Origin of the sequence: Kribbella sp. NPDC050459, assembly GCF_040655315.1 — a bacterium.
Lineage (GTDB): Bacteria > Actinomycetota > Actinomycetes > Propionibacteriales > Kribbellaceae > Kribbella.
Window position 1 is genome coordinate 166,843 of the sequence record NZ_JBFAJQ010000010.1, and the last position, 25,449, is coordinate 192,291.

Below are 25,449 nucleotides of genomic sequence, written 5' to 3' on the forward strand. Positions count from 1 at the left end.
AGCATAGCGCCAATTTCGTCAACTTCTTACGATCTTAGCCACTTGTCAGCGTCTTCGAGGCCGCGCTGGCCTAGAGGCGGCCGGCTTTCTTCAGGGTGAGGTAGGTGTCGGCGAGGGCTGGGGCTATCTGGTCCGGAGGTTCGTCGACGACGGTCACACCGGCTCGGGCGAGAGTGGCGGTCAGGCGTTCCCTATCGAGGCGGGTCCGGGCGGCCGAGGCGGCGCCGTACACGTCCAGGAGATCGCCGCGGGTGGCTTCCAGTTCGGTCAGTCGGGGATCGGCCACCGACGCCAGCACTACGACGTGCCGGCGCAGCAGCGGGCCGATCACGGGCAGCAGGGACTCCTCGATGACGGCCGGATCGAGACCGGTGAGGAGAACCACCAGGGAGCGCTGGCCGAGCCGTTCGAGCACCTGTGACACGACGACTCGGAAGTCGGTCTGTACGAGCTCGGCCTCGACGTTGGCCAGCGCGTTCACGAACGACGGCAGCACGTCCTGCGGCGCCGGCCGCCGTACGTCGGCCCGGACGGCAGAATCGCACGCCAGCAAGGAAACCCGGTCGCCCGCCCGCGTCGCCAGAGCGGCCAGCAGCAAGGCCGCGTCCATCGCGTGGTCCAGCCGCGGCGCATCTCCGACGCGCCCGGCGGACAGCCGTCCCGAGTCGATCACGATGACGACCTGCCGATCTCGCTCCGGTCGCCACGTCCGCAGGACGACGTTTCCGCGCCGCGCCGTCGCGCGCCAGTCGATACTCCGGACGTCGTCACCCGGCACGTAGTCACGCAGCGAGTCGAACTCCGTCCCCTGCCCGCGCACGAGCAACGCCGTCCGACCGTCAAGCTCACGCAGCCGAGCCAGCCGAGACGGCAGGTGCTTGCGGCTCTTGAACGGCGGCAGTGCCCGCACTGTCCACGGGACCTGGTGCGACCCCTGCCGGCCGGCGAACCCCAGCGGCCCCACGGACCGCACGGTCACCCGGTACGCCTTGCGGTCGCCGCGGCGCGTCGGGACCAGATGCGTCGTCAACCGCCGTCGCTCACCCGACGGCAGGTCCAGCTTGTGCGGCGGGTCCAGTACGCCGGCGGACGGCGGCCACGCGTCCCGCAGCAACCCACGCACGCGTCGGCCCGGGTTGGTGATCAGCAGGTTCACCGCGGCCGGCTCACCGAGCCGTACGGCGTTGTCGCCCTCCCGCTCGAACTGCAGGCGGCGGGGCGAACCAGCCAGCAGGATGTCCACGAGACACACCACCAGCACAGCAGCGACGACTACGCCGATCCCGGCCCACGACGGCATCACCAGAGCGACGAACACCACTCCAGCAGCAGCCAGGATGCCGGCTCGGCCAGTCAGGACCATCAGCGTGGCACCGGCACCGTCGCGAGCACACTCTCCAGCACCGCGTCCGCGCTGACACCCTCCAGCTCGGCCTCCGGCCGCACCTGGACCCGATGCCGAAGGCAAGGACGTGCCATCGCCTTCACGTCGTCCGGGATGACGTAGTCGCGGCCGGACAGCCATGCCCAGGCGCGCGAGACCGCCAGCAGCGCCGTGGCGCCACGTGGCGAGACACCCAGTTGCAGCGACGGCGACTGACGAGTGGCGCGGCACAGGTCGACGACATACGCCAGCACGTCGTCTCGGACCGCAACCCGCCGTACGGCGTCCTGTCCGGCCTGCAGGTCCTCAGGGCCGGCCACCGGACGCAGACCGGCAGCGGCCAGGTCACGCGGATCGAAGCCTTGTGCGTGCCGAGCGAGTACGGCGATCTCCGCGTCGCGCGGCGGGATGTCCAGCGTCACTTTCAGCAGGAACCGGTCCAGCTGGGCCTCTGGCAGCGGATACGTGCCCTCGTACTCCACCGGGTTCTGCGTAGCGGCGACCACAAACGGCGAGGGCAGCCGTCGCGGCTCGCCGTCCACGGTCACCTGCCGCTCCTCCATGGCCTCCAGCAACGCGGCCTGGGTCTTCGGCGGCGTCCGGTTGATCTCGTCCGCCAGCAGGATGTTCGTGAACACGGGCCCCGGCCGGAACTCGAACTCGCTCGTCTTCGCGTCGTACACCAGCGACCCGGTGACGTCACCCGGCATCAGGTCCGGCGTGAACTGCACTCGCTTGGTGTCCAGCCGCAGCGCCATCGAGAGCGCCCGCACCATCAGGGTCTTCGCCGTACCGGGGACGCCCTCCAGCAGCACATGGCCGCGGCAGAGCAGAGCGAGCACCAGTGCGGTCACCGCAGTGTCCTGGCCGACCACCGCCTTGCCGATCTCGGTCCGTAGCGCGACCAGCGCCTGCCGGGCCTGGTCCGCGGTGACCTCGGTAGTCGTCACGGGTGTCGTACCTCCTGCGTCAGTACGTCGAGTTCGTGGGACAAGGACATCAGAGCTTCGTCAGTCAGCGGCGGCAGACCGTAGAGCAGCTCGTACAGCATGGCCGGGTGGCGGCCGGTCCGTGCGGCGACAGTCGCGATCACGGCCGACGGATCGGCCCGCCGCGGAATCCCGTGCGCCTTGTGCAGCTGACCGAGTGCCGACTCGCGCAACGCGGCCGCGGCGCGGTCGCGGGCCCGTGAGCGTCGATAGAGCCGTGCTCTGCCCTCAGTCGTCTCCGCCGCGTGAACGATCACCGGCAGCCGCTCTGCCACCACAGGGCCCAGGCGCCGCCCGCGCCAGATCGCCACCACCAGTACGGCGAACGCCACCGCCCAGCCGATGTAGCGGACATCAGGTGGGATCAGCGGGGGAGTGTCGTCGCCCGAGTCGCTGTACGTCGCCTCCCACTGCGGCAGGTACCAGGTCAGATCCTCATGCGTGCCGAACAGATTGAGCGCCAAGGCCGCATTGCCGTCGTCGGCGAGTTGGGCGTTCGTGAACGACGCCCGGGCACCGACCACGTCGACGAGGCGGTCGCCGAGGTCCAACCGGACCATGGTGGCGTTGATGCCGTCGCCATAGCAGGTGGTCGCGCCGTCGGGAGCGGAGTACGTCGGCCCGCTCACGGTGGCCGTGCCGGCCTTCACCGCGGCTGGAAGCTCACAGCCGGGCTGGCGGCTACGGCTCGCCAGTGAGTTGCCTGTCGGGCGCACACCCGGCGCCAGAGCTTCGAGAGCCCGGCTGCTGGGACGGATCAGGATGATGTGGCTCCACTGCGCACCCCCGATCCGCTGCCAGTCCGAGGCATTCAGTGAACCGCCCGGGCCGATGACCAGCGCCTTGCCGGCGCCTGGTTGTAAGGCGTCGTCCAGCGACTCCGTGCCGTGGACGTCGACGTTGTGGTTCTTCAGCAGCGCCGCGAGCGCGCGTGCCCCGTCCGACTCGGTGGAGTCCGGGCTGAACGGTCCCGACGTACGGGCTGAGGTCGCGATCAGTACGACAATCGCGGCCAGCACGATCAGACCGGTGACGAGCAGCGGCGTCCGCAACGCCCGCCAGCCCTCACTGACACTGCGTCCGACAGGCGTGCTCATACAGCCACCCGTGCGGTCCGCGCGGCGTCGTCAGCCGCGACGACAGCGGCGTACCGCTGCGGGGTCCCAGGACGGTTGCCGTAGACAACCTCCGTGAACACCAGTGCGGCCGGCTGCAGCGGTTCGCGCAGTACCGGCGCCGCGCGAGACGCATCGGCCACGACCTCGTACGCCGTACGTCCGGCCCGTTCGTCCAGGACGGTCCGCTCGGTCAGCTCCGCCACGCACGCCCGGAAGCGGCTGCGGATCGCCGACGCGAGGTCGCCGGACGCGGCCTCCCGCTCGGCCAGTGCGCGGTACTCCGCGGCGCTCTGGGGCCGGGCGGTGTCGAAGACCGCCTGCGACTTGGCCCTGTGGCTGGTCCGCAGTACGCCGGAGCGCCAGAGCACCACAACCACGACAAGGACCAGCAGGGCGATCAGCATCACCAGACCGGCGTGACCGTTGGGCGACGAGCCTGTGAGGCTGTCCAGCAGGTCCTGGATCCAGTCCAGCACCTTGCCGACGGCCCGCTCGATCAGTGAGCCGGAGTCCCGGTACGCGGACTTGGACAGCTCCTTGGCGGCCTCCTGGGCGGCCTGGTCCCGGTCGATGTCGACGGGCGGCTCCAGCGGGAGAAGGATCACGCCGTCTCCTCGAACCGCAGCGCCGGCCGCATCCACAGGTCGAGACCTTCGCGGCGGACCCGGAGGTCAAGGTAGATCAGGGCCTGGACGGCGGACATGAAGGCGAGGCTGGCGATCAGCGTGATCAGCGTCGCGATGCCGACCGCCACGCCGAGCACGATCGTCACCACGACGGCCCCGGTGCTGTCGCTGGAGCCGGCCCACCCGCCGACCGTCAGGATCAGCGCGCTGACCCCGAACTGCAGCGCGTACCCGATGATGTTCACCACCAGTCCCCCGAAGAGCAGGATCCCGAACACCCGCCAGAACTTGCCCTTCACCAGCTGCCACGAGCGCCGCAGCGAACCCCAGACCCCCACCCGCACCGGGATGTGCAGCCCGATGTCCGGTGCGTGCCGGCCCTCCATCAGGACCACCGTCCCGGCCAGCACCAGACGGATGCCGAAGATCAGCACCAGGACGCCGCCGACCAGCATCATCCCGAGCGCCGCAGCTCCGGCGACCTCGGAGGAGATCGCCGCGTCCGCCCCGGCGCCGATACCGAACACCGCGAGCCCCCAGCCGCCGATCAGCAGCATGAACGACAGCGACTGCACCAGACCCACAGCCGCCAGCGCGGGCACCGCTGGCCGCACCAGACGCATCAGCTCGCGCGGGCCGGCCCTGTGCGCCAGCTGGCTCCGCACCGCGGCCAGGGCGATGATGCCGGACAGCATGCTCGACACCACCGAGAACAGCACCACCTGTACGCCGTAAGTGAGCAGGAGGGCCGCACCGGCCTGCCCGAACGGGTCCTCCGCCCCGAAGAAGCCGCCCAGCCCGCCCGGTACGGCGACTTCGGTCAGAACGGCCTGCACCGCGACCAGTGCGATCCCGGCCAGCACCGGCAGGCCCAGCATGATCGTCTTGTTGTCGGAGATCGTCCGGGCGGCGTTGTCGAGCAGGTCCGCCGGCAGCCACGGCCGCAGCGGCTCGGTCGCCACGTCGTCGTGCAGGCGCATACTCGACTGCATACGGTGGTCGGCCACTGACTGCTCCTCTCCCGGTGAACCGTCGTACCAGCGGGCACGTGAGTTGTGGTGAACCCCGGCCGTGCACCATGATCCCGGATGATCACAGCCCAACTCGGGGGTCACACGGCGATCCGGCGTGTGCACTACCAGGGGAATGGGACACTATCCGTAGTGCGTACGGCCTGGCACCCCGCCGGGCGCACAGCGACCGGTCGGACTCGGACCCAACGGAGCAGCGAGGAGCTAAGGGCGTGGCAGACGGTAACCGGACGATGCGGGGCCGCATCCTCATCGTCGACGACGACACCGCGTTGTCGGAGATGCTCAGCATCGTGCTGCGCAACGAGGGCTACGACACCTATCTGTGCGCGACCGGTGACAAGGCGGTGCCGGCGTTCCGGGAGTTCAAGCCCGATCTGCTGCTGCTCGACCTGATGCTGCCCGGGATGGACGGCATCGACGTCTGCCGGGCGATCCGGGCCGAGTCCGGCGTGCCGATCGTGATGCTGACCGCCAAGAGCGACACCGTCGATGTCGTGCTCGGGCTGGAGTCCGGGGCCGACGACTACGTGGTCAAGCCGTTCAAGCCGAAGGAGCTGGTGGCCCGGATCCGGGCCCGGCTGCGCCGGATGGACGAGCCCGGCCCGGAGTCGCTGACCATCGGCGACCTCACCATCGACGTGGCCGGCCACTCGGTGAAGCGGGCCGGCGAGACGATCCAGCTGACGCCGCTGGAGTTCGACCTGCTGGTCTGCCTGGCGTCGAAGCCCTGGCAGGTGTTCACCCGCGAGGTGCTGCTGGAGCAGGTCTGGGGCTACCGGCACGCCGCCGACACCCGGCTGGTGAACGTGCACGTCCAGCGGCTGCGCTCCAAGATCGAGAAGGACCCTGAGCACCCGGAGATCGTGGTCACGGTCCGCGGTGTCGGATACAAGGCGGGTGCGGACTGATCGAGTACGGACGCGGCCAAGAGCCGCAGGCTGCCGCCGGCGACCAGGTGGTGGACCCCGGTCACGAGGTGCACACCGGTCAGATCACTGATCACCGGAGCGGGCAGCCGTCGGCACCTCCCGAGCAGGAGGTGGCCGAGTCCCGCGGGACGGAGCTGGAGCTGACCGCCGCCGCGGCGGATTGGGCTGCCCAGCCGCAGCCGCTGTGGCGGACGCACCCCAAGCACTGGCCCGACATCTGGCGGCGGTCCATCCAGGCCCGGATCGTCACCGGCACCCTGCTGATGTCGACGCTGGTGCTGATCCTGGTCGGCTGGGTGATGATGAGCCAGGTCACCGACGGTGTCCTGGAGTCGCGCCGGATGAGCGCCCAGGCCGAGGTGCGCGCCCAGCTCCAGCAGCTGTCCGTCAGCCTCGACGCCGCCAACCCGAACCTCGTCAACCAGCAGCTGTCCGAGCTGGTTCTCGGCTCCAACCGCCCGGGCCTGTACGACGTCCTGCTGGTGCCGACCGACCAGGCGGCGTCCAACGCGATCCGCTACACCGGACTGGTCAACAGCGACTCGATCCCGCAGCCGCTGTCCTCGTCCGTGGTGAGCGACGGCTCCAAGCTCTGGGACACGTACACGCTGATCAACTACCGCGACAGCCCCAGCGTCCCGGGCCTGGTGATCGGTTCGCAGATCCGGATCGACTCGACCGGTGACAAGTACGCGATCTACTTCCTGTTCCCGCTCACCGCGCAGCAGGAGACGCTGGACGTCGTCCAGCGCGCCCTGGTGACCGCGGGGCTGTTGCTGATCGTCCTGCTCGGCGCGGTGGCCTGGCTGGTCACCCGGCAGGTCGTGACGCCGGTGCGGATGGCCCGCCGGATCGCCGAGCGGCTGGCGGCCGGCAAGCTCGAGGAGCGGATGCAGGTCCGCGGCACCGACGACCTGGCCCGGCTGGCGGTGTCGTTCAACAAGATGGCGTCCAACCTGCAGCGCCAGATCCGCCGGCTGGAGGAGCTGTCGCGGCTGCAGCGCCGGTTCGTGTCGGACGTGTCCCACGAGCTGCGGACGCCGCTCACCACGGTGCGGATGGCCGCCGACCTGCTGCACGAGAGCCGTGACCAGTTCGACCCGATCAGCCGGCGCTCGGTGGAGCTGCTGCAGAACGAGCTCAACCGGTTCGAGGAGCTGCTCGCCGACCTGCTGGAGATCAGCAGGTTCGACGCCGGAGCGGCCGCCCTGGACCTGGAGGACGTCGACCTGCGCGACATCGTCAACCGGGTGCTGGAGAACCACGAGACCCTGGTCCAGCGGAAGGGCTGCGAGGTCCAGCTGGACATGCCGCGCCCGTGCCGGGCCAAGGTGGACTCCCGCCGCATCGAGCGGATCCTGCGGAACCTGATCGGCAACGCGATCGAGCACAGCGAAGGCCTGCCGATCCGGATCAGCACGGCGTACGACGAGGAGGCCGCCGCGGTGGCCGTCCGCGACCACGGCGTCGGGTTCCGGCCGGAGGAGGCCGAGATGGTGTTCAGCCGGTTCTGGCGGGCCGACCCGGCCCGGGCGCGGACCACCGGCGGCACCGGCCTCGGCCTGTCGATCGCGCTCGAGGACGCCCGGCTGCACGGCGGCCGCCTGGACGCGTGGGGCTCGCCCGGCGACGGCGCGTACTTCCGGCTGACGCTGCCGCGCCGTCCGGACGTGGCGCTCACCGGTTCGCCGCTGCCGCCGCGGCCGGCCGACGCGACCCGCGTGGTCACCGAACTCGTCGACGTCGGCGCGCCGTACCAGAAGCTGAGCGGCGGTGAGGAGCGATGAAGCGCAGGCTGGTCGCGGCCGTGCTGGCCGTGGTGATGCTGGGCGGCTGTGCGGCCGTGCCGACCAAGGGCACCATCCGCAACGGCGAGCGGCAGGGGCTGGCGCCGGACCTGGGCGGCGTCGGCGTCGAGGCCAAGCCGCCGAGGGCGAACGTCGGCGACATGGCGATCGTCAGCGGCTTCCTGGAGGCGATGTCGGACTCCCAGGCGTACGACGTCGCGCGGCAGTACATGACCCCGGACGCCGCCGGAGAGTGGCGGCCGGAGTCGCAGACCGTGGTGTACGAACAGAGCGCCGACTCGCTGACCCGGAAGGCCGGCGGCATCCAGTTGACCGCCCGCAAGATCGCGACCATCGGCGCACGCGGCGAGTGGATCCCGGCGAAGGCCGACGAGCCGGCCGACTTCTTCTTCAGGCTCAAGAAGATCGACGGACAGCTCCGCGTGGACACACCGCCGCCGGGGGCGTACCTCGGCAGCAACCAGGTCGACCTGAAGCTCGCATCCCGGGACCTGTACTTCTTCAACCAGTCCCGCGACCTGCTCGTACCGGACCAGGTCTGGCTGCCGCAGAACCTCCCGTCCGGCCAGGCCGCGACTCAGCTCGTCCAAGAGCTGCTGAAAGGCCCGACCAGCCGGCTCGGGAACGGCGTGGTGTCCATTGCGCCGCCCGGCACCGAAGTGCAGGTTTCGGTCCCGGTGGACCTCGGTGTGGCCACGGTGGCGCTGAACGATGCCGCCGTCTCGCTCCGCGACCAGGACCGGCGGCTGTTGGCGGCGCAGATCGTCTGGACCCTCAACCAGCTGAACCTGCGGGCCAAGATCACGGTCGGCGGCGCACCGCTGCTGCCTGACGACCCGGAGGTCCTGCCGTTCGCCAACTTCAGCCCGTACGACCCGCAGGTGCCGGCCGGGACGGCGACCAAGCTCTTCGGTCTGCTGAAGCAGAAGCCGCACCGGATCGTCGGCCTGGACGGGGCGTCGGACATCGCCGCCCAGCCGCTGAACGCGGGGCCACTGGCGCTGTACAAGGCGCAGTCGCTCGCGGTGACGCTGGCCGGCGACGCCGGGGCGATCGTCACCGCCGACGGGAAGCACCTCGTCTACGGCAAGCTGGACCCGGGCGACAAGGACGTCGACCAGGCGAAGATCGATCTCGAGGGGAAGACCCTGCCGCCGAGCTTCGACGACCAGGACAACCTGTGGTTCCTGGACCGGGCCGACAGCGACCACCCGCGGCTGCGGCTCCGCAACCACGACGGGCCGCTCGACGTCATCGACACCGACTTCAAGGGCGACACCCCGGTCGCGCTGCGGATGGCCCCCGACGGCGTACGGGTGCTGCTCGTGATGCAGGCGGCCGGCAGCAAGCAGAACTACGTCCAGACCGCCGCGATCCAGACCGCTCCCGACGGCAAGCGCCGGGTGCTCGGCGCGTTCCGGCCGCTCCGGCTGGCGCTGACCAACATCACCGACGCGGCCTGGAACAAGCAGGGCATCATCGTGATCGGCTCCGGCGGCAACGCCAGCTCGGCGCGTCAGGCCTGGCTGGCCAGCCCCGACGGCTCCAGCCTGCAGCTGCTGCCCGGGTCGACGCCCGACTTCGTCCCGCAGCGCGTCGCGTCGAACCCGAACAAGGACACCCTCCCGGTGATCCAGGACGACACCGGCCGCATCCACTGGCTCAGCAAGGACCTGATCTGGGTCTCTCCCGACCCCGGCGACATCCAGGGCCCGATCGAGCCCACCTACCCCGGCTGATCCCGCTGCGCCAACCTCTGGCGACAGCGGGTTGTCCACAGGGACGCGTGGGCCTGGTTGCGCGGGACCGGAGAAACCGGGGACCGTGAGGTGGTGCGGGGGTGGGACGGGGTCGCGGACCTGGTGCTGGGCGGGCGGTGCGCCGGGTGCGAGCGGCCGGGGGTCACTCTCTGTGGTGGTTGCCGTCGGCTACTGACGGGGATGACTCCGTTCCGTGCCTGGCCGGACCCGAGTCCGCCCGGGCTGGCGCCGCCGACCGCCGCCGCGCCGTACGCCGGGGAGCTCCGCAACCTGATCCTCGCGCACAAGGAGCACGCCCGCTACGCCCTGGCCCGGCCGCTCGGCCGGCTGCTGGCCGACGTCGTACGAACCGCGCTCGGGGACCGGCAGGCGGCGTGGGTCTGTCCGGTGCCGTCGCCGCGGGCAACCGTCCGCACACGGGGGCACGACCCGCTGCTGCGGATTACGAAAGCTGCCGTCAGATCCCTGCGCAGACAGGGAATCGACGCTCGCACGGCCGGCGCGCTGCGGGTCGTCGGGCGCCCCGACGACCAGGCCGGGCTGTCCGCGGAACGCCGGACCGCCAACCTGGACGGGGTTTTCGGGGTGCGTTCGCGCTGGGCTGAAACGCTGATCGATCAACCGGTCCTGCTGGCGGACGACGTGATCACCACCGGATCCACGCTCACCGAAGCCTGCCGCGCCTTGGAATCCCGGGGAATCCGGGTGCTCGGCTGCGCGCTGCTGGCCGCGACCGCGAGACACCGGGCGTCTGGTTCATGAGAACTTCCCTACCGGTTTTCGCCGAAGCCGACTAGCGTTGGCCTATGACACCCGCTAGGGCTTGTCGGGCAGTGGAGTGGCGAAGGACCGGATCAGCCGGATTCCTTGCCACCGGGTCCGACGGGTTCGACAGCGGGTGTTCTCGTTTCGGGCACCGTCACCACGAGTACGGGGGTCCGAACACGTAAAAGAAGTCGCCGATCGATGGAGGTTTCCGTGGACGTCGTTGTCAAGGGTCATCACTGCGAGGTCAGTGACCGCTTCCGGCAGTACGTCGAGGAAAAACTCGAGCGAATCGAGAAAGTCGATCATCGGGTACTGCGGTGCGAGGTGGAAGTCAGCCAGGAGAAGAACCCGCGACAGCACGATCGGGCGATGCGTGTCGAGCTCACCATGTACACCAAGGGTCCGGTGGTCCGCGCAGAGGCGTGCGGCGAGACCAAGCAGGCGGCGTTCGACGTCTGCCTGGACCGGCTCCGGTCCCAGGTCCGCAAGGCGGCCGACCGGCGCCGGGTGCACCGGGGTGAGCGGACGCCGGAAGGCCTGCGGCACGTGAACGCGAAGCAGCCGGTTGCCGGCAACGCACCTCTAGTGGAGGAACCAGTCGCCGAGGACGAGGTGGCGACGCACAAGTACGGATCTCTCACGGTCACCGGCGACGGTCCGCTGGTGATGCGCGAGAAGACCCACACCGCCAAGCCGATGACCCTGGACCAGGCGCTCTACGAGCTCGAACTGGTCGGGCACGACTTCTACCTGTTCGTCGACGCGGACGAGAACCAGCCGAGCGTCGTCTACCGCCGTCGCGGCTACGACTACGGCGTGATCAGGCTGGCCGTCTGAACCGTTCGCTCGTTGGTGGCGAACCTCGCGAGATTCGGGAGGAGATACCGCAGCCGCGGGCCGGGTAAACCCGGTCCGCGGCTTCTTTTACGCCTGATTGACGCTCGGTCCGGGAATGCCGAATCGGTCAGCTCCTGGCGACCGCTTTTCCCTTCCCGGCCCGCCCTCGACAGCGTAGTTTCCGAGGGTGCCGAAGGAGTCCCGCGTCCCCGGAAGCCGGGCCGCCGTGGTCCGGCACCGCGTCTCGGCGCGGCTGCACGGTCCGCTGTCGCGATTCGCGTGGTTCGTGCTGTACCTCGACGTCCTGGTGATTCCCCTGCTCCTCGCCTGGGGAGCGATCGGGGTCGCGGAGTCGGATGCGGGCGGGGCGATCGAGCTCAGCGCCGGACTGGTCGCGTTCTCGGCGCTGGTGGTGGCCGTCGTCCTCCCCGCGCGGCTGCCGTGGCTGATCTCGTCGTTCGGGATCGAGACCATCCTCACGGTGCACCGGTTGATCGCGACGATCGCCGTCGTCCTCGTGGTCGTACACCTGGTCGCAGTGCTGGTCTTCGATCCGCGCCATCTGTCGATCCTTGCGCTCTGGCACACGACCTGGGCGGCCCGGGCCGCGGTGACATCGACGGTGGCGCTGGTGCTGATCGTCGTACTCGCGCTGCGGCGAGCTCGGCGCCAGCCGCGGTACGAGGGCTGGCGGCTGGTGCACAACGGGCTCGTCGCGGTGGTGCTGGTCACCGCCTGGCTGCATGTCTGGTGGCTCCGGCACCTCGTTTCGCACACGCTGCTGGCCGCCTGGTTCGTCCTCTCCGGACTGCTCGTGGCGGGGCTGGCTGCGCGCCGGTGGATCGTGCTGCCGATGCGCGCCCGCCGGTACGCCTACGTCGTGGCTTCTGTGCGCGCAGTGCCGGGCGACGGTGTGACTCTGGTGATCCAGGCGGACGGGCATCCTGGGCTGCCGTTCGTCGCGGGACAGTTCGTCTGGCTCAAGATCGGGTCGACGCCGTTCGTTTTCGAGGAGCATCCGTTCAGCATCGCCTCGACGGCCGAGCATCCGGACCGAATGGAGTTCACCATCAAGGCGCTCGGGGACTTCACCGAGTTGCTCGTCGGCCTGCGGCCCGGCCGGCGCGTCTTTCTGGACGGTCCGTACGGCGGCTTCACCATGGCGGGCCTCGACAGCGTGCCGGGGTTCGTGCTGATCGCGGCCGGGGTCGGGGTCACGCCGTTGCTCAGCATGCTCCGGACGATGGCCGACCGCGGCGATCAGCGTCCGGTCCGGTTGATCCTCGCAGCCCGCCGAGAGCACGAGCTGATGCTGCTCCCCGAAGTCGAGGAGGTCCGGGCACGGCTGCACCTCAAGGTCGTCAAGGTGGTGAGCGAGCCCGGACCGGAGTGGACCGGTGAGACCGGGCGGATCGATCACGACCTGCTCAGCCGCAATCTCCCGCGCCGGTACCACCGGCTCCACTATTACCTGTGCGGCCCGCAGCCCATGGTGACCTCGGTCAGCCACGACTTGGCCGCACTCGGTGTTCCGCTGCGCCGGATCCACACCGAACGCTTCGGTTCGGTTTAGGACCTAGCTGTCGATCTGCTGCTGCAGCTCTGCCGCGTACGTCGCGACCTCGGCGTACACGCCCGGGTTGCCGGCGTCCGCGCAGCCGATGCCCCAGGACACGACACCGAACAGGCGGCCGTTCAGGACCAGCGGGCCGCCGGAGTCGCCCTGGCAGGAGTCCTTGCCGCCCTCCTCGTACCCGGCGCAGATCTCGCCGTCGGCGGTGTAGCCCTCGCTCGCGTACGCCTTCTCGCAGTACGCGTCGCCGAGGACCGGTACGTCGACCTTCTGGAACGTGGCCGCCGGGCCGGTGCCCTCGGTCTCGCCCCAGCCGTACACGATCGAGGCGGCGCCGGCCGCGTCGGCCGCCTTGTCGGTCTCCAGCGCCAGCGTGTCGACACCCTCGAACGGGGTCGCCAGCGTCATCACGGCGACGTCGTGGCCGGGCGACTTCCCGTACTCCGGGTCCACCCAGATGCTGCTGATCTTGGACTCCTTGCCGGTCGACTTGTCGGCGAGGTCGTCGCGGCCCTGGATCGCGGTGTACGTCGACGCGGCCTCGGTGGAGCAGTGGGCCGCGGTGACGATCTTGTTCGCCGCCACCAGCGTCGACCCGCAGTACTCACCGGTCGGGTCGGGGGAGTTGCTGTTCGACAGCTGGATGGCCCACGGCGTGTCGGCGGTGTGGGCGATGGTGCCGCCGACGATCCGGGTCTTGGGTCCGTCCGGCGACTGCGCGGCCGACGCGGAGCCTGCTACGGCCACCGCACCGAGGGACGCCGCGGTCAGTACGCCGGCCGCGAGGGCAGCGCGGACCACCTGCTTCTTTCCTGTCATGCCTCACTCCAGGGTGATAGGGGCCGCACGGGCGGACGGCCTCCTGGCAGGCTCTCCCGAACACCATGCGTAGCGCACCTCCCACTTTCGGTAACTTCAGAGTTATGTCGGTGGGCTCCGGCACAATCTCCGTCATGACGACTGAGGTGCTGTCGACGGCTCAGGCGCGACGGGTCGCGCTGGCGGCGCAGGGGTTCATGGACCCCCGGCCGAAGGGCGTTCCCGACGCGCGGGCGCTGTCCCGGGTGCTCGGCCGGATCGGGCTGATCCAGATCGACTCGGTCAACGTCCTGAGCCGCACGCAGTACCTGCCGCTCTACTCGCGCCTCGGGCCGTATCCGCGGGAGCTGCTGGACCGCGCCGCCGGCAAGGCCCCGCGCCGCCTGGTGGAGTACTGGGCGCACGAGGCGTCGCTGATCCCGGTCGAGACGCATCCGCTGATGCGCTGGCGGATGGCCCGCGCGACGACCGAGGCCTGGGGCGGCCCGCGGTCGATCGCGAAGGAGCGGCCGGACCTGATCAAGCAGGTGCTGGCCGACGTGCAGACCCACGGCCCGCTGACCGCCCGCGAGATCGACGACGATGTCGAGCGGGCGCGGGACAACTGGGGCTGGAACTGGTCCGACGTGAAACGCGCCCTGGAGTTCTTGTTCTTCGCCGGGGAGATCACCGTCGCCCGGCGCAACCAGCAGTTCGAGCGGCTGTACGACGTCCCCGAGCGGGTGCTGCCCCGCGCGGTGGTCGACACGCCGACGCCGACGCTCGACGAGGCGCACCGCGGGCTGGTGTCGATCGCGGCCCGGGCGCACGGGGTGGCGACCGCGCAGTGCCTGCGGGACTACTTCCGGACCGCGCCCGAGCCGACCTTGCAGGCGATCGCCGAGCTGGTCGAGGAGGGCGAGCTGCTGCCGGTGCAGATCGACGGCTGGAAGCGCCCGGCGTACCTGCACCGCGACGCGCGGCTGCCCCGCCGGGTGAATACCCGGGCCCTGGTCAGCCCGTTCGACTCGCTGGTCTTCGAGCGCACCCGGACCGAGGTCCTCTTCGACTTCCGGTACCGGATCGAGATCTACGTGCCGGCCGAGAAGCGCATCCACGGGTACTACGTGCTCCCGTTCCTGCTCGGCGACCGGCTGGTCGCGCGGGTGGACCTGAAGGCCGACCGCCCCGGCGGCGTGCTGCTCGTCCAGTCGGCGCACGCGGAGCCGAAGGCGCCGGTGGAGACCGCCGAGGAGCTGGCCGCGGAGCTGGTCCAGCTGGCCGGATGGCTCGGGCTGGACCAGGTCCGGGTGGCCGGCGGCGGTGACCTTTCGCCAGCGCTCAGTGACGCCCTGCGAGGCTCCTGAGGAGATCCCGGGAACTTTCCGGCGCGCTCACGCGTGGGTCCGGTAGGGCTCGAGGCACGCTGCGGGCGTGGCTTGGCACACCCGGCCCCGTACGATGGGGGACGCACGCCTTCCCGGGAGGGGTCGGCGCGCCCTGTCGGCGTTCGGCCGCAACCCAGGCTTCAGCAGCAAGGAGTGAACTCCCCACCATGAAGGTTGTCGACAAGGTCCTGCGGATCGGCGAGGGCAAGATCCTGCGCCAGCTGCAGGGCATCGCGAAGATGGTCAACTCCATCGAGGACGACTTCGTCACGATGTCCGACGAGGAGCTGCGCGCGCAGACCGCGGAGTTCAAGGAGCGCCACGAGAACGGGGAGTCTCTCGACGCGCTGCTCCCGGAGGCCTTCGCGGTGGTCCGGGAGGCGGCCAAGCGGACCCTGCACCAGCGGCCCTACGACGTCCAGATCATGGGCGGCGCGGCGCTGCACCTCGGCAACATCGCCGAGATGAAGACCGGTGAGGGCAAGACGCTGGTCGGCACGCTCCCGACGTACCTGAACGCGCTGTCCGGCAAGGGCGTGCACGTGGTCACGGTGAACGACTACCTGGCCAAGTACCAGGCCGAGTGGATGGGCCGGGTGTACCACTTCCTCGGCCTCGACTACGGCGTGATCCTGCCGGAGATGTCGCCCGCGGAGCGCCGGATCGCCTACGCCAAGGACATCACCTACGGCACCAACAACGAGTTCGGCTTCGACTACCTGCGCGACAACATGGCGGGCAGCATCGAGGACTGCGTCCAGCGCGAGCACAACTACGCGATCGTGGACGAGGTGGACTCGATCCTGATCGACGAGGCCCGGACCCCGCTGATCATCTCCGGCCCGGCCGAGGACTCCCAGCGCTGGTACGTCGAGATGGCCCGGATCGCGAACACGCTGAAGGCCTGGACGCTGGCCGACGAGGCGGAGCTGAAGCGGAAGAACCCCCGGGTCACCGACCTCGAGATCGACGAGACCAAGCGCCGGGTCGCCGACTACGACGTGGACGAGAAGAAGCGCACGGTCGCGATCCTCGAGCGCGGTATCGAGAAGGTCGAGGACCGCCTCGGCATCGACAACCTGTACGAGTCGGCCAACACCCCGCTGATCAGCTACCTGAACAACGCGCTGAAGGCCAAGGACCTGTTCCACCGGGACAAGGACTACGTCGTCGTCGACAACGGCGAGGTCCTGATCGTCGACGAGCACACCGGCCGGACGCTGCACGGCCGCCGCTACAACGAGGGTCTGCACCAGGCGATCGAGGCCAAGGAAGGCGTCGAGATCAAGGAGGAGTACCAGACCCTCGCGACGATCACGCTGCAGAACTACTTCCGCCTCTACGACAAGCTGGCCGGCATGACCGGTACGGCGATGACCGAGGCGAACGAGTTCTCGAAGGTCTACAAGCTCGGCGTCGTCCCGATCCCGACCAACAGGCCGATGATCCGGGTCGAGGAGCGGGACCTGATCTACCGCACCGAGGACGCCAAGTTCGACGCGGTGGTCAAGGACATCGTCGACGTGCACGCCACCGGTCAGCCGATCCTGGTCGGTACGACGTCGGTGGAGAAGTCCGAGCGGCTGTCCCGGCAGCTGCTCAAGGAGAACATCAAGCACGAGGTGCTGAACGCGAAGCAGCACGCGCGGGAGGCGGCGATCGTCGCGGAGGCGGGCCGTAAGGGTGCGGTCACGGTGGCCACCAACATGGCCGGCCGTGGTACCGACATCATCCTCGGCGGCAACCCCGAGTTCCTCGCCGACAAGGAGCTGCGCGCCCGCGGTATCGACCCGGCCGAGGACATCGAGCAGTACGAGTCCGAGTACCCGGAGATGCTCGAGCAGTTCGAGAAGCAGGTCAAGGAGGAGCAGACCGAGGTCCGCGAGCTCGGCGGCCTGTACGTGCTCGGCACCGAGCGGCACGAGTCCCGCCGGATCGACAACCAGCTGCGCGGTCGCGCCGGCCGCCAGGGCGACCCCGGCAAGTCCCGGTTCTACCTGTCGCTCGAGGACGACCTGATGCGGCTGTTCAAGCGCGAGATGGTCGACTGGGCGATGTCGCGGAACAACGACGACTCCCAGCCGCTGGAGAACAAGGTCGTCACCAAGGCGATCGCGTCCGCGCAGGGCCAGGTCGAGGCGCAGAACTTCGAGACCCGGAAGAACATCCTCAAGTACGACGACGTGATGAACAGGCAGCGGCACGTCGTGTACGACGAGCGCCGTCGCGTGCTCGAGGGCGCCGACCTGCGCGAGCAGGTGCAGGACATGCTCGAGGAGACCGTCACCGGCTACGTGCAGGGCGCGACCGCGGACGGCTTCGCCGAGGACTGGGACCTGGACGCGCTGTTCACCGCGATGAAGACGCTGTACCAGACGGAGCTCACCGAGGAGGAGCTGATCGAGGAGGCCGGTGGCGAGAAGGCCGGCTTGACGCAGGACTTCCTGATCGAGCGGTTCATCGAGGACGCCACCGCGGCGTACGAGCGGCGTGAAGAGCTGCTCGGCGAGGAGGCGATGCGGGAGCTGGAGCGTCGTGTCGTCCTGAGCGTGCTGGACCGCAAGTGGCGCGAGCACCTGTACGAGATGGACTACCTGCGCGAGGGCATCGGCCTGCGCGCGATGGCGCAGCGTGACCCGCTGGTCGAGTACCAGCGCGAGGGGTACGACATGTTCGCCGCGATGATGGAGTCCATCAAGGAGGAGTCGGTCGGCTTCATCTTCAACGTCGAGGTCGACGTCGAGGCGATGCGCGCCGAGATGGAGCTCGCGAACGAGGCGGCGCTGGCCGACGAGGACAGCCTCGAGGGCAAGCGGATCCAGGACATCCTCACCCCGGGCGCACCGATCGCGGAGTTCGCCGGCCGGACCGCCGACGAGGAGCGGCCGCAGGACACCCCGCGGCCGCGGGACACGCCGCGCCTGCGCGCCAAGGGGCTCACCAACGAGCAGCGGCCGCAGCGCCTGACGTACTCGGCGCCGACCATCGACGGTGACGACGAGGTCGCGATGCACACCGACGCCGTCGAGGACGGCAAGCTGGAGTACGCCGGCACGCCGCGCAACGCCGCCTGCCCGTGCGGCTCCGGCAAGAAGTACAAGCGCTGCCACGGCGATCCCCAGTCGGACGTCTACAAGTTCTGACGCAGATCCATCGACGGCCGGTCCCCATCCCGGGGGCCGGCCGTTCTGCGTCCCGCGTGGTGTGGCGCGGGACATGGTGTGGGGGCGGCGAGTGTGGTGCGCTGGGGGTATGTGGCTGACGGAGCGGTTCGGGCTCGCGGTGCCGGTGGTGGGGGCGCCGATGGCGAATGTGAGCGGCGGGAGGCTGACGGCGGCGATCTCGGCCGCGGGCGGGTTGGGGATGCTCGGCGCGGGGTCCGCGGTCTCGGCCGACTGGATCCGGACCGAGGGCGCGATCGCCGCGGCCGGCGGGGCGCCGTACGGGATCGGGTTGATGGCCTGGTCCGTCGAGGAGCACCCGGAGCACCTCGAGGCGATGCTGGAGCTGAAGCCCGCACTGGTGTCGCTGAGCTTCGGGAACTACCAGCCGTACGTCGAGACGCTGCAGGCGGCCGGGATCGTCGTCGCGACCCAGGCGGGCACCGTCGCCGATGCCCGCGAGGCGGTGGCGGCCGGGGTGGACGTGATCGTTGCCCGGGGCGCCGAAGCCGGCGGGCACGGGCGGAACGCCGTTGCCACGTTGCCTTTGCTGCAGGCGATCCTCGACCTCACCGACCTGCCGGTCCTCGCGGGCGGCGGGATCTCCGGTCCGCGCGGGCTGGCCGCTGTGCTGGCGGCGGGTGCGGCGGGCGGGTGGATCGGTACGGCGTTCCTCACTTGCGTCGAGGCGCTGACCAAGGAGCCGGTGCGGCAGCGGATCATCGAGGCGGATGAGACCGACACCGTGTACGGCACCGTGTTCGACGCCGCGTCGCGGGCGGGCTGGCCGGACGAGTTCGGCGGGCGGGCGCTCCGCAACGCGTACTTCGACAACTGGGAGGGCCGCGAGCAGGAGCTGAAGTCGGACGACGCGGGTCACGCCGAGTACGTCGACGGAACCAGCGCCGCCGACCCGGCCCGCGCGTCGATCTACGCGGGCCAGGGCGTCGGCGCTCTCACCGGTCAGCCGACAGCCGCCGAGGTCCTCGACGGCTTCGCGACGTACCGCGGCTACCTGAGCGCCGCCCTCAACGGCGGGTCCAAGTAGTTGCGATGAGCAAGCACCATCGCGTCGCACAGCTCCCAGATCTGCTCGACGGGTAGCGCGGCCGCGGTCGCCGGGTCGACCATCACCGCCTGGCGGATCGCGCGCGGGTCTTGCTGGATCGCTGCCCGGACGACGAGTTCGGCGACGCTGAGGTACGACCGGTTGAGCGCCGCACACTGCGCCGGAAGCTCGCCGACCGCGACCGGCTGGAGCCCCGAACCGTCCACCAGACAAGGAACCTCGACGACGCCCTCGGCCTGCAGATTGGCAATCAAGCCACCGGTGTTCGGGAGGTTGGCGTAGATGGTGCGGGAGGTGTTGGTGACGATGCTGTGGATGATTTGGGGGGCGTACTCCATGGTGGGTTCGACGTCCACCGGATCGCCGGCATTCAGGGCATCGCGGGTGTGTTCGTAGGACGCGAGGTTGTCCGCGACGATGTCGAGGTAGGCGCCGATCGGGAGGCGGAGGCGTTCGATCTCGGAGGTGTGGCCGAGGTACCACGGGACGTACTCCGCGGAGTGTTCGCTCGTCTCGGTCGGATAGCAGCCGAGCCGGCGGTACATGTCCACCCGGACCCGCCGGCGCAGCTCCGGGTCCGCCGCGATCGCCGCGTCCAGCCGGTCGTACAGGTTCTCCGATCCACGCTCGAACCGCAGCACCCACGACTGGTGGTTCACGCCCGCGGCCAGGTAACTGACGTCCTCGTACGGTACGCCGACCAGCTCGGACAGCCCCTGCATCGTCCAGTAGACCGAGTGGCAGAGCCCGACGACGTTGCGGACCCCGAGCGCCTTCAGGTACCAGACGTTCATCACCATCGGGTTGGTGTAGTTGAGCAGCCAGGCGTCCGGGCAGACCTCGGCGATGTCCTTCGCGAGCTCCCGCAGGACCGGGAACGTCCGCAGCGCGCGGAACACGCCGCCGACGCCGAGGGTGTCGCCGATCGTCTGCCGGATCCCGTACCGGGCGGGGATCTCGAAGTCGACGTGGGTCGCCGCGTTCATCCCGACCTGCACGATGTTGATGACGAAGTCGGCGCCGTCGAGCGCCGCCCGCCGTTCGAGATGCGTGGTGATCCGCGGTACGACGCCACGCTCCCGAGCGATGTACGAGGCCGCGGCCGCGGCGGTGTCGAGCCGCTCGGGGTCGATGTCGTGCAACGCGATGTGCACCGGACCCAGCTCGAGCGCGAACAGGTCGGCGAGCAACCCCTGCGTGAACACCACGCTGCCCGCCCCGACGAACGCGATCTTGGTCATGGCGCCACACTCCCGAGGGCCAGGTCCCAGTCGGGTTGGGCAGCTGTACCGCCGGCCGCGCGCGTCGAGAGGGAGCCGCAGGCAGCCGCGATCGCCAGCGCACGCTCGGGTTTCGAGCCGCTCAGTACGGCGGCGACCCAGCCGGCGTCGAAGCTGTCGCCCGCGCCGACGGCATCGACCGTGTCCACCTTCAACGCCGGCGCGGTGATCACCCTGGTCCCGTCGTGGGCCAAGGCGCCGTCCGGGCCGTTCTTGACGACTACGTGGGTGCCGCGGCGGGCCAGGCGCCGGGCGAGGATGCCGGCAGCGTCCTCGACCGAATGGTGGCCGGTGAGGGCCAGAGCCTCGGCCGCGTTGGGCAGGAAGTAGTCGGTGACCCGCAGCACGGGGTCGAGAACCATGCGGTCCCACTTGCCGGCCGGATCGTCGTTCGGATCCAGCGAGGTGGACGCCTTGGCCGCCTTGGCCTCTTTGAAGATCCCCGCCAGTCCTGCCGCCAGTTCCGGCAGCAAGTAGAACGAGGCGGCATGCACATGCCGCACCGACCGCACGAGGGATGTCGGGACATCCTCCGCCACAGTGCTCGGCAAACACCCGGGCGACGTCAGGATCGCGCGATCGTCCCCCGAGGTGAGGATGGTGGTCAGCGGCGTCGGGAGCGATGGGTCGACCACCAGCGCGTCGACATTCACGTCCCGGTCCGCGAGCGACGTACGGACGAAGTCACCGGCCGGGTCGTCGCCGACGCGGCCTGCGAAGGCGACGCGGAGACCGAGCCGGGCCGCGCCGCAGGCCATGATCGACGCGGAGCCGCCGAGGACCAGGGAGCCGCCGGGAACAAGGCGTTCCCGTTGGCCGAAGAGGATCGGCTGGTCGACGGGCCCGACGACCACGTCGGGATTCGCGTCACCGATCACTAGCAGATCGAACATATTTGTCTCAGCCTTTGAGTCCGGTGGAGGCCAGCGAGCGGATGAACGCCTTCTGGGCCAGGAGGAACCCCAGCAGGACGGGCAGCACGGTGATGACGTTGCCGGCCATCACCGCCGACCACTGGGTGTGGTGCTGTCCCTGGAACGTGGTCAGTCCGAGCTGGAGGGTGTATGTGGAGTCGCTGTTGATCGCGATCAACGGCCAGGTCAGGTCGTTCCAGGTCGCGAGGAACGTGAGGACGGCGACGGTGCTCAACGCCGGCCGCGCGAGCGGCAGCACGATCGACACCAGGATCCGCAGCCGTCCGCAGCCGTCCAGCCAGGCCGCCTCCTCGAGTTCCCGGGGGAGCGAGACGAAGAACTGCCGGAAAAGAAACACCGAAAGCGGCGTCACCAGCGACGGCACGATGAGCGCGCCGAGCGTGTCGATCAGGCCGAGCTGTTTCATCACCAGGAACGTCGGGATCATCGTCAGCTGGAACGGGACGACCATCGTCGCGAGCATCAGCCCGAGCACGAGCTTCGAACCGGCGAACCGGATCCGCGCGAACGCGTACCCGCCGAGCGAGCCGAGCACCAGGTTCGCGGTCACCGCCACCGCGGAAACCACCAGGGAATTCAGGAACCACCGCGGAAACAGAGCGTTTCCGAGCACGTACCGGTAGCCGTCCAGCTTGATCCCGTGCGGCCACAGCGCCGGCGGAAAACGGTTGATCTCCGCGTTGCTCATCACCGAGCTGACCAGCAGCCAGACCAGCGGCAACGCGAACAGGAGCGCCAGTGGCGCGAGGACGAAGTGCCAACCGCTGATCCGCCTCATCGACCAGCCACCCGCTTCCGGTAGAGCTGCAGGGCGACACCGATCACGAGCAAGGCGACCGCCAGGGTGTACGCGGCCGCCGCGCTGTAGCCGGCCGTGAACGTCTTGAAGGCCTTCTCCCAGATGAAGTACACGATCACCGTCGTCGAGCCGAGCGGCCCGCCCTTGGTGGTGACGAACACCAGGTCGAACACCTGCAGCGCGTTGATGGTCTGGAACAGCAGCAGGAAGATCGTCACCGGCGTCAGCGCGGGCAGCGTCACATGCCGCAGGACGCCCCACCGGCCGGCGCCGTCGATCCGCGCGGCCTCGACCAGATCGGTCGAAACGCCTTGCAGACCGGCGAGATAGACGATCACGCAGAACCCGGTGCCGCTCCACAACGAGATCGCGACCAGCAGGTACAGCGCCTGCCCCGGATCGCTGAAGAACCCTTGGGCCGGCAGCCCGACCTTGTGCAGCAGGGAGTTCGCGACACCGAACTCCGGATCCAGCACGAACGAGAACAGCACACCCTGCGCCGCGGCCGACACCACGAACGGCACGAACACCAGCGTCCGGTACAGCCCGATCAACGCGATCTTCCGGTCCAGCGCGATCGCGATCGCCAGCCCGGCGAGCACACTCAACGGGACGTAGAGCGCCGTGTAGATCAGCGTGTGCGCTACCGCCGACCCGAACGCCGGGTCCTTCACCAGTGCCTGGTAGTTCGCCAGTCCGACCCACTGGCTCGGGGACACCAGATCGTTCACCTGGAACGACAACAGCAGCGACCACACCACGGGGACGACACCGAGGCCGAGGATGAGCACCACCGACGGACTCACGAACGCCCAGCCGGTCGCACCTTCACCACGCGCCCGCCGTTTGGCCGCCCGGCTCCGCGGATCGACGGTGAACGTCCCGACCACGCTGGCCATCAGCTCGGCACCGCCAGCACCTGGTTGCACTGGTCGACAGCCTGCTTGAGTGCGTCCGCCGGGCTCTGCTTGCCCAGCAGGACGGCGGCGATCGCCTCGCCGACGTGCTGCGAGATCTGCGGGTACGTCGAGATCGTCGGCCGCACCTTCGCGGTGTCGAGCGCGGTCACGAACACGTCCAGCCCGTGGGTCGCCGCGGAGTGCTTCTTCCACTCGGGCATTTCCGCGGTGGCCTTGGTGATCGGCAGGCTGCCGCCCTTGATGTCCCACTGCAGGTCCTGCGCCGGATCGGCCAGCCAGCTGACGAACTCGGTGGCGGCCTTCACCTTGGCCTTGCCGTTGTCGAAGATCGTCCAGGTGTCCGGCCCGGAGATCGTGATCGGCTTCCCCGAGTACGACGGCAGCGGGACGACGCCGTAGTCGAGGCCGGCGTCCTTCAGCTCGGGGAGCTGCCAGGGGCCGGTGGCAACCATTCCCATCCGCCCGCCGAGGAACACCTGGTACAGCTGCTCGCTGCCCGGCTTCGGGTCGACGTACAGCGACTTGTCGGTGCGCAGCCGGTCCAGGGTTTCGAGGGCTTTCGTGCCGACCGCGTCGAAGCCCGCCTTCTTACCGTCACCGCTGACCACATCGCCGCCGAGGTCCCAGATCATCGGCCAGATCCGCCAGACCGTGTCCTCGTCGCCGACACCCGGCCAGCCGGTGCCGAAGACGCCTTTCGCCGGATCGGTCAGCTGTTTCGACGTGGCCACGAAGTCGTCCCAGGTCCAGCCTGCCGCCGGCGGCGCCACCCCGGCGGCCGCGAACAGTTTCTTGTTGTAGACCACGCACAGCGAGTCGAGCAGGGCCGGCGCGGCCCGGACCTTGCCCTTGACGCTGACCGCGTCCTTCACGGCCGGCCAGTAGCCGTCGACCTTCAGTTGCCCGGTGAGATCGGCGACCTTGGGGCTCTTGGTGAGGCTGGCGAGGTCCGACCCGAAGATGTACGCGATGTCCGGGTAGGACCCCGCCGCCAGTCCCGCGGTGACCTTCTGCAGCATGCTGTCCGCGGTCACGCCGCCACCGCCGCCGACCACCTTGATCTTCGGGTGCGACTGGTTGAACGCGGCGATCAGTGAGTCGATCGCGGCCTTGCCGAGGTCAACCTGGCCGTGCCACAGGTCCAGCGTCACGACGCCGTTCGGATCGGCTCCCTCGTCGTCGTTCTTGCCGCAGGCGCCCACGGTGCCGACGGCCGCCACGGCGGCGGCCGCGCGCAGGACGTCACGGCGGGACAGGTTTCGAGCATGCTGAGACATGACGGTCTCCAGAAAGGTGTGGACGAAAGGAGTTCAGCAGGTCTTGCGGACGTACCCGGGGTCGCCCGGGACGGAGACGTCCACGTCGCGCTGCACGATCGAGAGCGTTCCGCCGTACTGCGAACACGCTGTCCGCCGGCCGCTGTCGGTGTACTCGATCACGATCACGTTGTTGCCAAAGGCATCGACGTAGTCGCCGCACTCGTCGTACTGGCCGCATTCCTCGGCCACCGCGAAGTCGAGGCCGACCGCTGTCCGCGCGCCGGCCAGTTCGACCGTGTTCTTCTGGCCGATCGCGAGGCTCTTGCTGTGAGCGTGGGTGGCCAGCAGGGTCAGGTACGCCTTGGCCTGCCCGGCGGTGAGGAGGTTCTTCGAGCGGGTGTAGCTGTCGTAGTTGTCCGGCTCGATCGCCCGGTAGCCCTTGGCGGCGCAGCCGTCGATCCAGCCGTTCACCTTCGCGGCGATCCGGGTCCGCTTGTCGGCGGTACGGAGATCGAGCAGCGGTTCGCCCCAGTCCTCGTCGATCACCAGGTTGCCCTTGGCATCGCGGAGCAGCAGGTCGGCGGCCCACTGGCCCTGTTCGCCCGGCTGGACCTGGAAGGCGTTGACGTAGCAGATGTTGTAGAGGCCCGCGGCGGGCGCGGCGGTCCGGTCGCGGGTGACCACCTGGACTCCGGCAGGCGGGGTGTACGCGCCGCCGATCTGGTAGTCGAACTTCGCGTGTGCCGGCGGCAGTGTGACGGCCGCGTCGGCGGAGGTTCGGGTGAGGGTGGAGGCGGTGATGGTGACGGCGACTGCGAGGGCGGTGGCCGCGACTGCTCCGAGCAGGCGGCGGGTGAGTCTGGACACGATTGCTCCATCGGTCCCGGGGACGCGACCCCGCCTCGGGTTTCTCGCCACCCTGGCGCCGGAAAACCGGACTTCAGGCCGTCGGCCTGGTACCGGCTGGGTGCGTCGCTGCCGACCAGTCAATCCCTCGCCGGCCGCGGCCGTCAA

At 69.6% G+C, this 25,449-nt stretch carries 21 protein-coding genes; 9 read left to right on the plus strand and 12 right to left on the minus strand.

The window, feature by feature from the left end:
* Positions 1-70 precede the first annotated feature (70 nt).
* The 5 genes from AB0I12_RS28880 to AB0I12_RS28900 are packed head-to-tail and all read right to left on the minus strand — an operon-like array spanning position 71 to position 5,124.
* A complete protein-coding gene (locus AB0I12_RS28880) occupies positions 71-1,363 on the minus strand; it encodes a DUF58 domain-containing protein (protein WP_359935350.1) in 1,293 nt (430 codons plus the stop codon).
* The gene (locus tag AB0I12_RS28885; protein WP_359935352.1) at positions 1,363-2,334 is read right to left on the minus strand and encodes a MoxR family ATPase; all 972 of its coding nucleotides are present in this window, start codon (positions 2,332-2,334) and stop codon (positions 1,363-1,365) included. The genes AB0I12_RS28880 and AB0I12_RS28885 overlap by 1 nt, the downstream gene beginning before the upstream one ends.
* A complete protein-coding gene (locus AB0I12_RS28890) occupies positions 2,331-3,470 on the minus strand; it encodes a DUF4350 domain-containing protein (RefSeq protein WP_359935354.1) in 1,140 nt (379 codons plus the stop codon). The genes AB0I12_RS28885 and AB0I12_RS28890 overlap by 4 nt, the downstream gene beginning before the upstream one ends.
* Entirely contained in the window at positions 3,467-4,096 is a 630-nt protein-coding gene (locus tag AB0I12_RS28895; protein WP_359935356.1) for a DUF4129 domain-containing protein, read from the minus strand. The genes AB0I12_RS28890 and AB0I12_RS28895 overlap by 4 nt, the downstream gene beginning before the upstream one ends.
* The gene (locus AB0I12_RS28900; protein ID WP_359935358.1) at positions 4,093-5,124 is read right to left on the minus strand and encodes a hypothetical protein; all 1,032 of its coding nucleotides are present in this window, start codon (positions 5,122-5,124) and stop codon (positions 4,093-4,095) included. The genes AB0I12_RS28895 and AB0I12_RS28900 overlap by 4 nt, the downstream gene beginning before the upstream one ends.
* A gap of 257 nt (positions 5,125-5,381) precedes the next feature.
* Between AB0I12_RS28900 and mtrA the strand changes: the two genes are divergently transcribed.
* The 6 genes from mtrA to AB0I12_RS28930 all read left to right on the plus strand — a co-directional run bounded on the left by mtrA (position 5,382) and on the right by AB0I12_RS28930 (position 12,826).
* The gene (mtrA, locus tag AB0I12_RS28905; RefSeq protein ID WP_141859693.1) at positions 5,382-6,059 is read left to right on the plus strand and encodes an MtrAB system response regulator MtrA; all 678 of its coding nucleotides are present in this window, start codon (positions 5,382-5,384) and stop codon (positions 6,057-6,059) included.
* A gap of 131 nt (positions 6,060-6,190) precedes the next feature.
* A complete protein-coding gene (mtrB, locus tag AB0I12_RS28910; protein ID WP_359935360.1) occupies positions 6,191-7,867 on the plus strand; it encodes an MtrAB system histidine kinase MtrB in 1,677 nt (558 codons plus the stop codon).
* The gene (locus AB0I12_RS28915; RefSeq protein WP_359935362.1) at positions 7,864-9,627 is read left to right on the plus strand and encodes an LpqB family beta-propeller domain-containing protein; all 1,764 of its coding nucleotides are present in this window, start codon (positions 7,864-7,866) and stop codon (positions 9,625-9,627) included. The genes mtrB and AB0I12_RS28915 overlap by 4 nt, the downstream gene beginning before the upstream one ends.
* A gap of 201 nt (positions 9,628-9,828) precedes the next feature.
* The gene (locus AB0I12_RS28920; RefSeq protein WP_359935364.1) at positions 9,829-10,410 is read left to right on the plus strand and encodes a phosphoribosyltransferase family protein; all 582 of its coding nucleotides are present in this window, start codon (positions 9,829-9,831) and stop codon (positions 10,408-10,410) included.
* Positions 10,411-10,626: 216 nt separating this feature from the next.
* Positions 10,627-11,253 (plus strand): ribosome-associated translation inhibitor RaiA, encoded by a 627-nt coding sequence (gene raiA / locus AB0I12_RS28925; RefSeq protein ID WP_359935366.1) that lies wholly within the window; start codon positions 10,627-10,629, stop codon positions 11,251-11,253.
* 187 nt (positions 11,254-11,440) lie between these two features.
* Positions 11,441-12,826, plus strand: coding sequence for a ferredoxin reductase family protein (locus tag AB0I12_RS28930; RefSeq protein ID WP_359935368.1), 1,386 nt, complete (start codon positions 11,441-11,443; stop codon positions 12,824-12,826).
* 3 nt (positions 12,827-12,829) lie between these two features.
* Here AB0I12_RS28930 and AB0I12_RS28935 read toward each other — a convergent pair whose 3' ends face one another.
* Positions 12,830-13,645 carry a serine protease gene (locus tag AB0I12_RS28935; RefSeq protein WP_359935370.1) on the minus strand — a complete coding sequence of 272 codons (816 nt, stop codon included), beginning with the start codon at positions 13,643-13,645 and terminating at the stop codon, positions 12,830-12,832.
* A gap of 134 nt (positions 13,646-13,779) precedes the next feature.
* On the opposite strand from AB0I12_RS28935, the gene AB0I12_RS28940 reads away from it, so the two are divergent.
* The 3 genes from AB0I12_RS28940 (at position 13,780) to AB0I12_RS28950 (ending at position 19,221) form a co-directional block, all read left to right on the plus strand.
* On the plus strand, positions 13,780-14,991 hold the full coding sequence (locus tag AB0I12_RS28940; protein WP_359935372.1) for a crosslink repair DNA glycosylase YcaQ family protein: 1,212 nt from the start codon (positions 13,780-13,782) through the stop codon (positions 14,989-14,991).
* 188 nt (positions 14,992-15,179) lie between these two features.
* A complete protein-coding gene (gene secA / locus AB0I12_RS28945; RefSeq protein ID WP_359935374.1) occupies positions 15,180-18,155 on the plus strand; it encodes a preprotein translocase subunit SecA in 2,976 nt (991 codons plus the stop codon).
* A 109-nt stretch (positions 18,156-18,264) separates the two neighbouring features.
* Positions 18,265-19,221, plus strand: a complete 957-nt coding sequence (locus AB0I12_RS28950) for a nitronate monooxygenase (RefSeq protein WP_359935376.1) — start codon at positions 18,265-18,267, stop codon at positions 19,219-19,221.
* On the opposite strand, the gene AB0I12_RS28955 is transcribed toward AB0I12_RS28950, so the two are convergent.
* The 6 genes from AB0I12_RS28955 to AB0I12_RS28980 are packed head-to-tail and all read right to left on the minus strand — an operon-like array spanning position 19,185 to position 25,302.
* The gene (locus AB0I12_RS28955; protein ID WP_359935378.1) at positions 19,185-20,483 is read right to left on the minus strand and encodes an alpha-glucosidase/alpha-galactosidase; all 1,299 of its coding nucleotides are present in this window, start codon (positions 20,481-20,483) and stop codon (positions 19,185-19,187) included. The two genes, AB0I12_RS28950 and AB0I12_RS28955, sit on opposite strands and share 37 nt — an antisense overlap.
* Positions 20,480-21,415, minus strand: coding sequence for a carbohydrate kinase family protein (locus AB0I12_RS28960; protein ID WP_359935380.1), 936 nt, complete (start codon positions 21,413-21,415; stop codon positions 20,480-20,482). The genes AB0I12_RS28955 and AB0I12_RS28960 overlap by 4 nt, the downstream gene beginning before the upstream one ends.
* A gap of 7 nt (positions 21,416-21,422) precedes the next feature.
* Positions 21,423-22,235 (minus strand): carbohydrate ABC transporter permease, encoded by an 813-nt coding sequence (locus AB0I12_RS28965; protein WP_355696722.1) that lies wholly within the window; start codon positions 22,233-22,235, stop codon positions 21,423-21,425.
* A complete protein-coding gene (locus AB0I12_RS28970) occupies positions 22,232-23,155 on the minus strand; it encodes a sugar ABC transporter permease (protein ID WP_359935383.1) in 924 nt (307 codons plus the stop codon). Before AB0I12_RS28970 ends, AB0I12_RS28965 begins: the two co-directional genes overlap by 4 nt.
* On the minus strand, positions 23,155-24,453 hold the full coding sequence (locus AB0I12_RS28975; RefSeq protein ID WP_359935385.1) for an ABC transporter substrate-binding protein: 1,299 nt from the start codon (positions 24,451-24,453) through the stop codon (positions 23,155-23,157). Before AB0I12_RS28975 ends, AB0I12_RS28970 begins: the two co-directional genes overlap by 1 nt.
* Before the next feature lie 33 nt (positions 24,454-24,486).
* Complete coding sequence (locus tag AB0I12_RS28980; RefSeq protein WP_359935387.1) at positions 24,487-25,302, minus strand: endo alpha-1,4 polygalactosaminidase; 816 nt, start codon at positions 25,300-25,302, stop codon at positions 24,487-24,489.
* Between the last annotated feature and the right edge of the window lie 147 nt (positions 25,303-25,449).

Excerpts from the sequence above, each read along its gene's own strand:
- AB0I12_RS28880 (WP_359935350.1), bottom strand. The coding sequence starts at position 1,363 with ATGGTCCTGACTGGCCGAGCCGGCATCCTGGCTGCTGCTGGAGTGGTG.
- AB0I12_RS28890 (WP_359935354.1), bottom strand. The coding sequence starts at position 3,470 with ATGAGCACGCCTGTCGGACGCAGTGTCAGTGAGGGCTGGCGGGCGTTG.
- mtrA (WP_141859693.1), top strand. The coding sequence starts at position 5,382 with ATGCGGGGCCGCATCCTCATCGTCGACGACGACACCGCGTTGTCGGAG.
- AB0I12_RS28915 (WP_359935362.1), top strand. The coding sequence starts at position 7,864 with ATGAAGCGCAGGCTGGTCGCGGCCGTGCTGGCCGTGGTGATGCTGGGC.
- AB0I12_RS28920 (WP_359935364.1), top strand. The coding sequence starts at position 9,829 with ATGACTCCGTTCCGTGCCTGGCCGGACCCGAGTCCGCCCGGGCTGGCG.
- AB0I12_RS28935 (WP_359935370.1), bottom strand. The coding sequence starts at position 13,645 with ATGACAGGAAAGAAGCAGGTGGTCCGCGCTGCCCTCGCGGCCGGCGTA.
- AB0I12_RS28940 (WP_359935372.1), top strand. The coding sequence starts at position 13,780 with ATGACGACTGAGGTGCTGTCGACGGCTCAGGCGCGACGGGTCGCGCTG.
- secA (WP_359935374.1), top strand. The coding sequence starts at position 15,180 with ATGAAGGTTGTCGACAAGGTCCTGCGGATCGGCGAGGGCAAGATCCTG.
- AB0I12_RS28950 (WP_359935376.1), top strand. The coding sequence starts at position 18,265 with ATGTGGCTGACGGAGCGGTTCGGGCTCGCGGTGCCGGTGGTGGGGGCG.
- AB0I12_RS28955 (WP_359935378.1), bottom strand. The coding sequence starts at position 20,483 with ATGACCAAGATCGCGTTCGTCGGGGCGGGCAGCGTGGTGTTCACGCAG.
- AB0I12_RS28960 (WP_359935380.1), bottom strand. The coding sequence starts at position 21,415 with ATGTTCGATCTGCTAGTGATCGGTGACGCGAATCCCGACGTGGTCGTC.
- AB0I12_RS28965 (WP_355696722.1), bottom strand. The coding sequence starts at position 22,235 with ATGAGGCGGATCAGCGGTTGGCACTTCGTCCTCGCGCCACTGGCGCTC.
- AB0I12_RS28970 (WP_359935383.1), bottom strand. The coding sequence starts at position 23,155 with ATGGCCAGCGTGGTCGGGACGTTCACCGTCGATCCGCGGAGCCGGGCG.
- AB0I12_RS28975 (WP_359935385.1), bottom strand. The coding sequence starts at position 24,453 with ATGTCTCAGCATGCTCGAAACCTGTCCCGCCGTGACGTCCTGCGCGCG.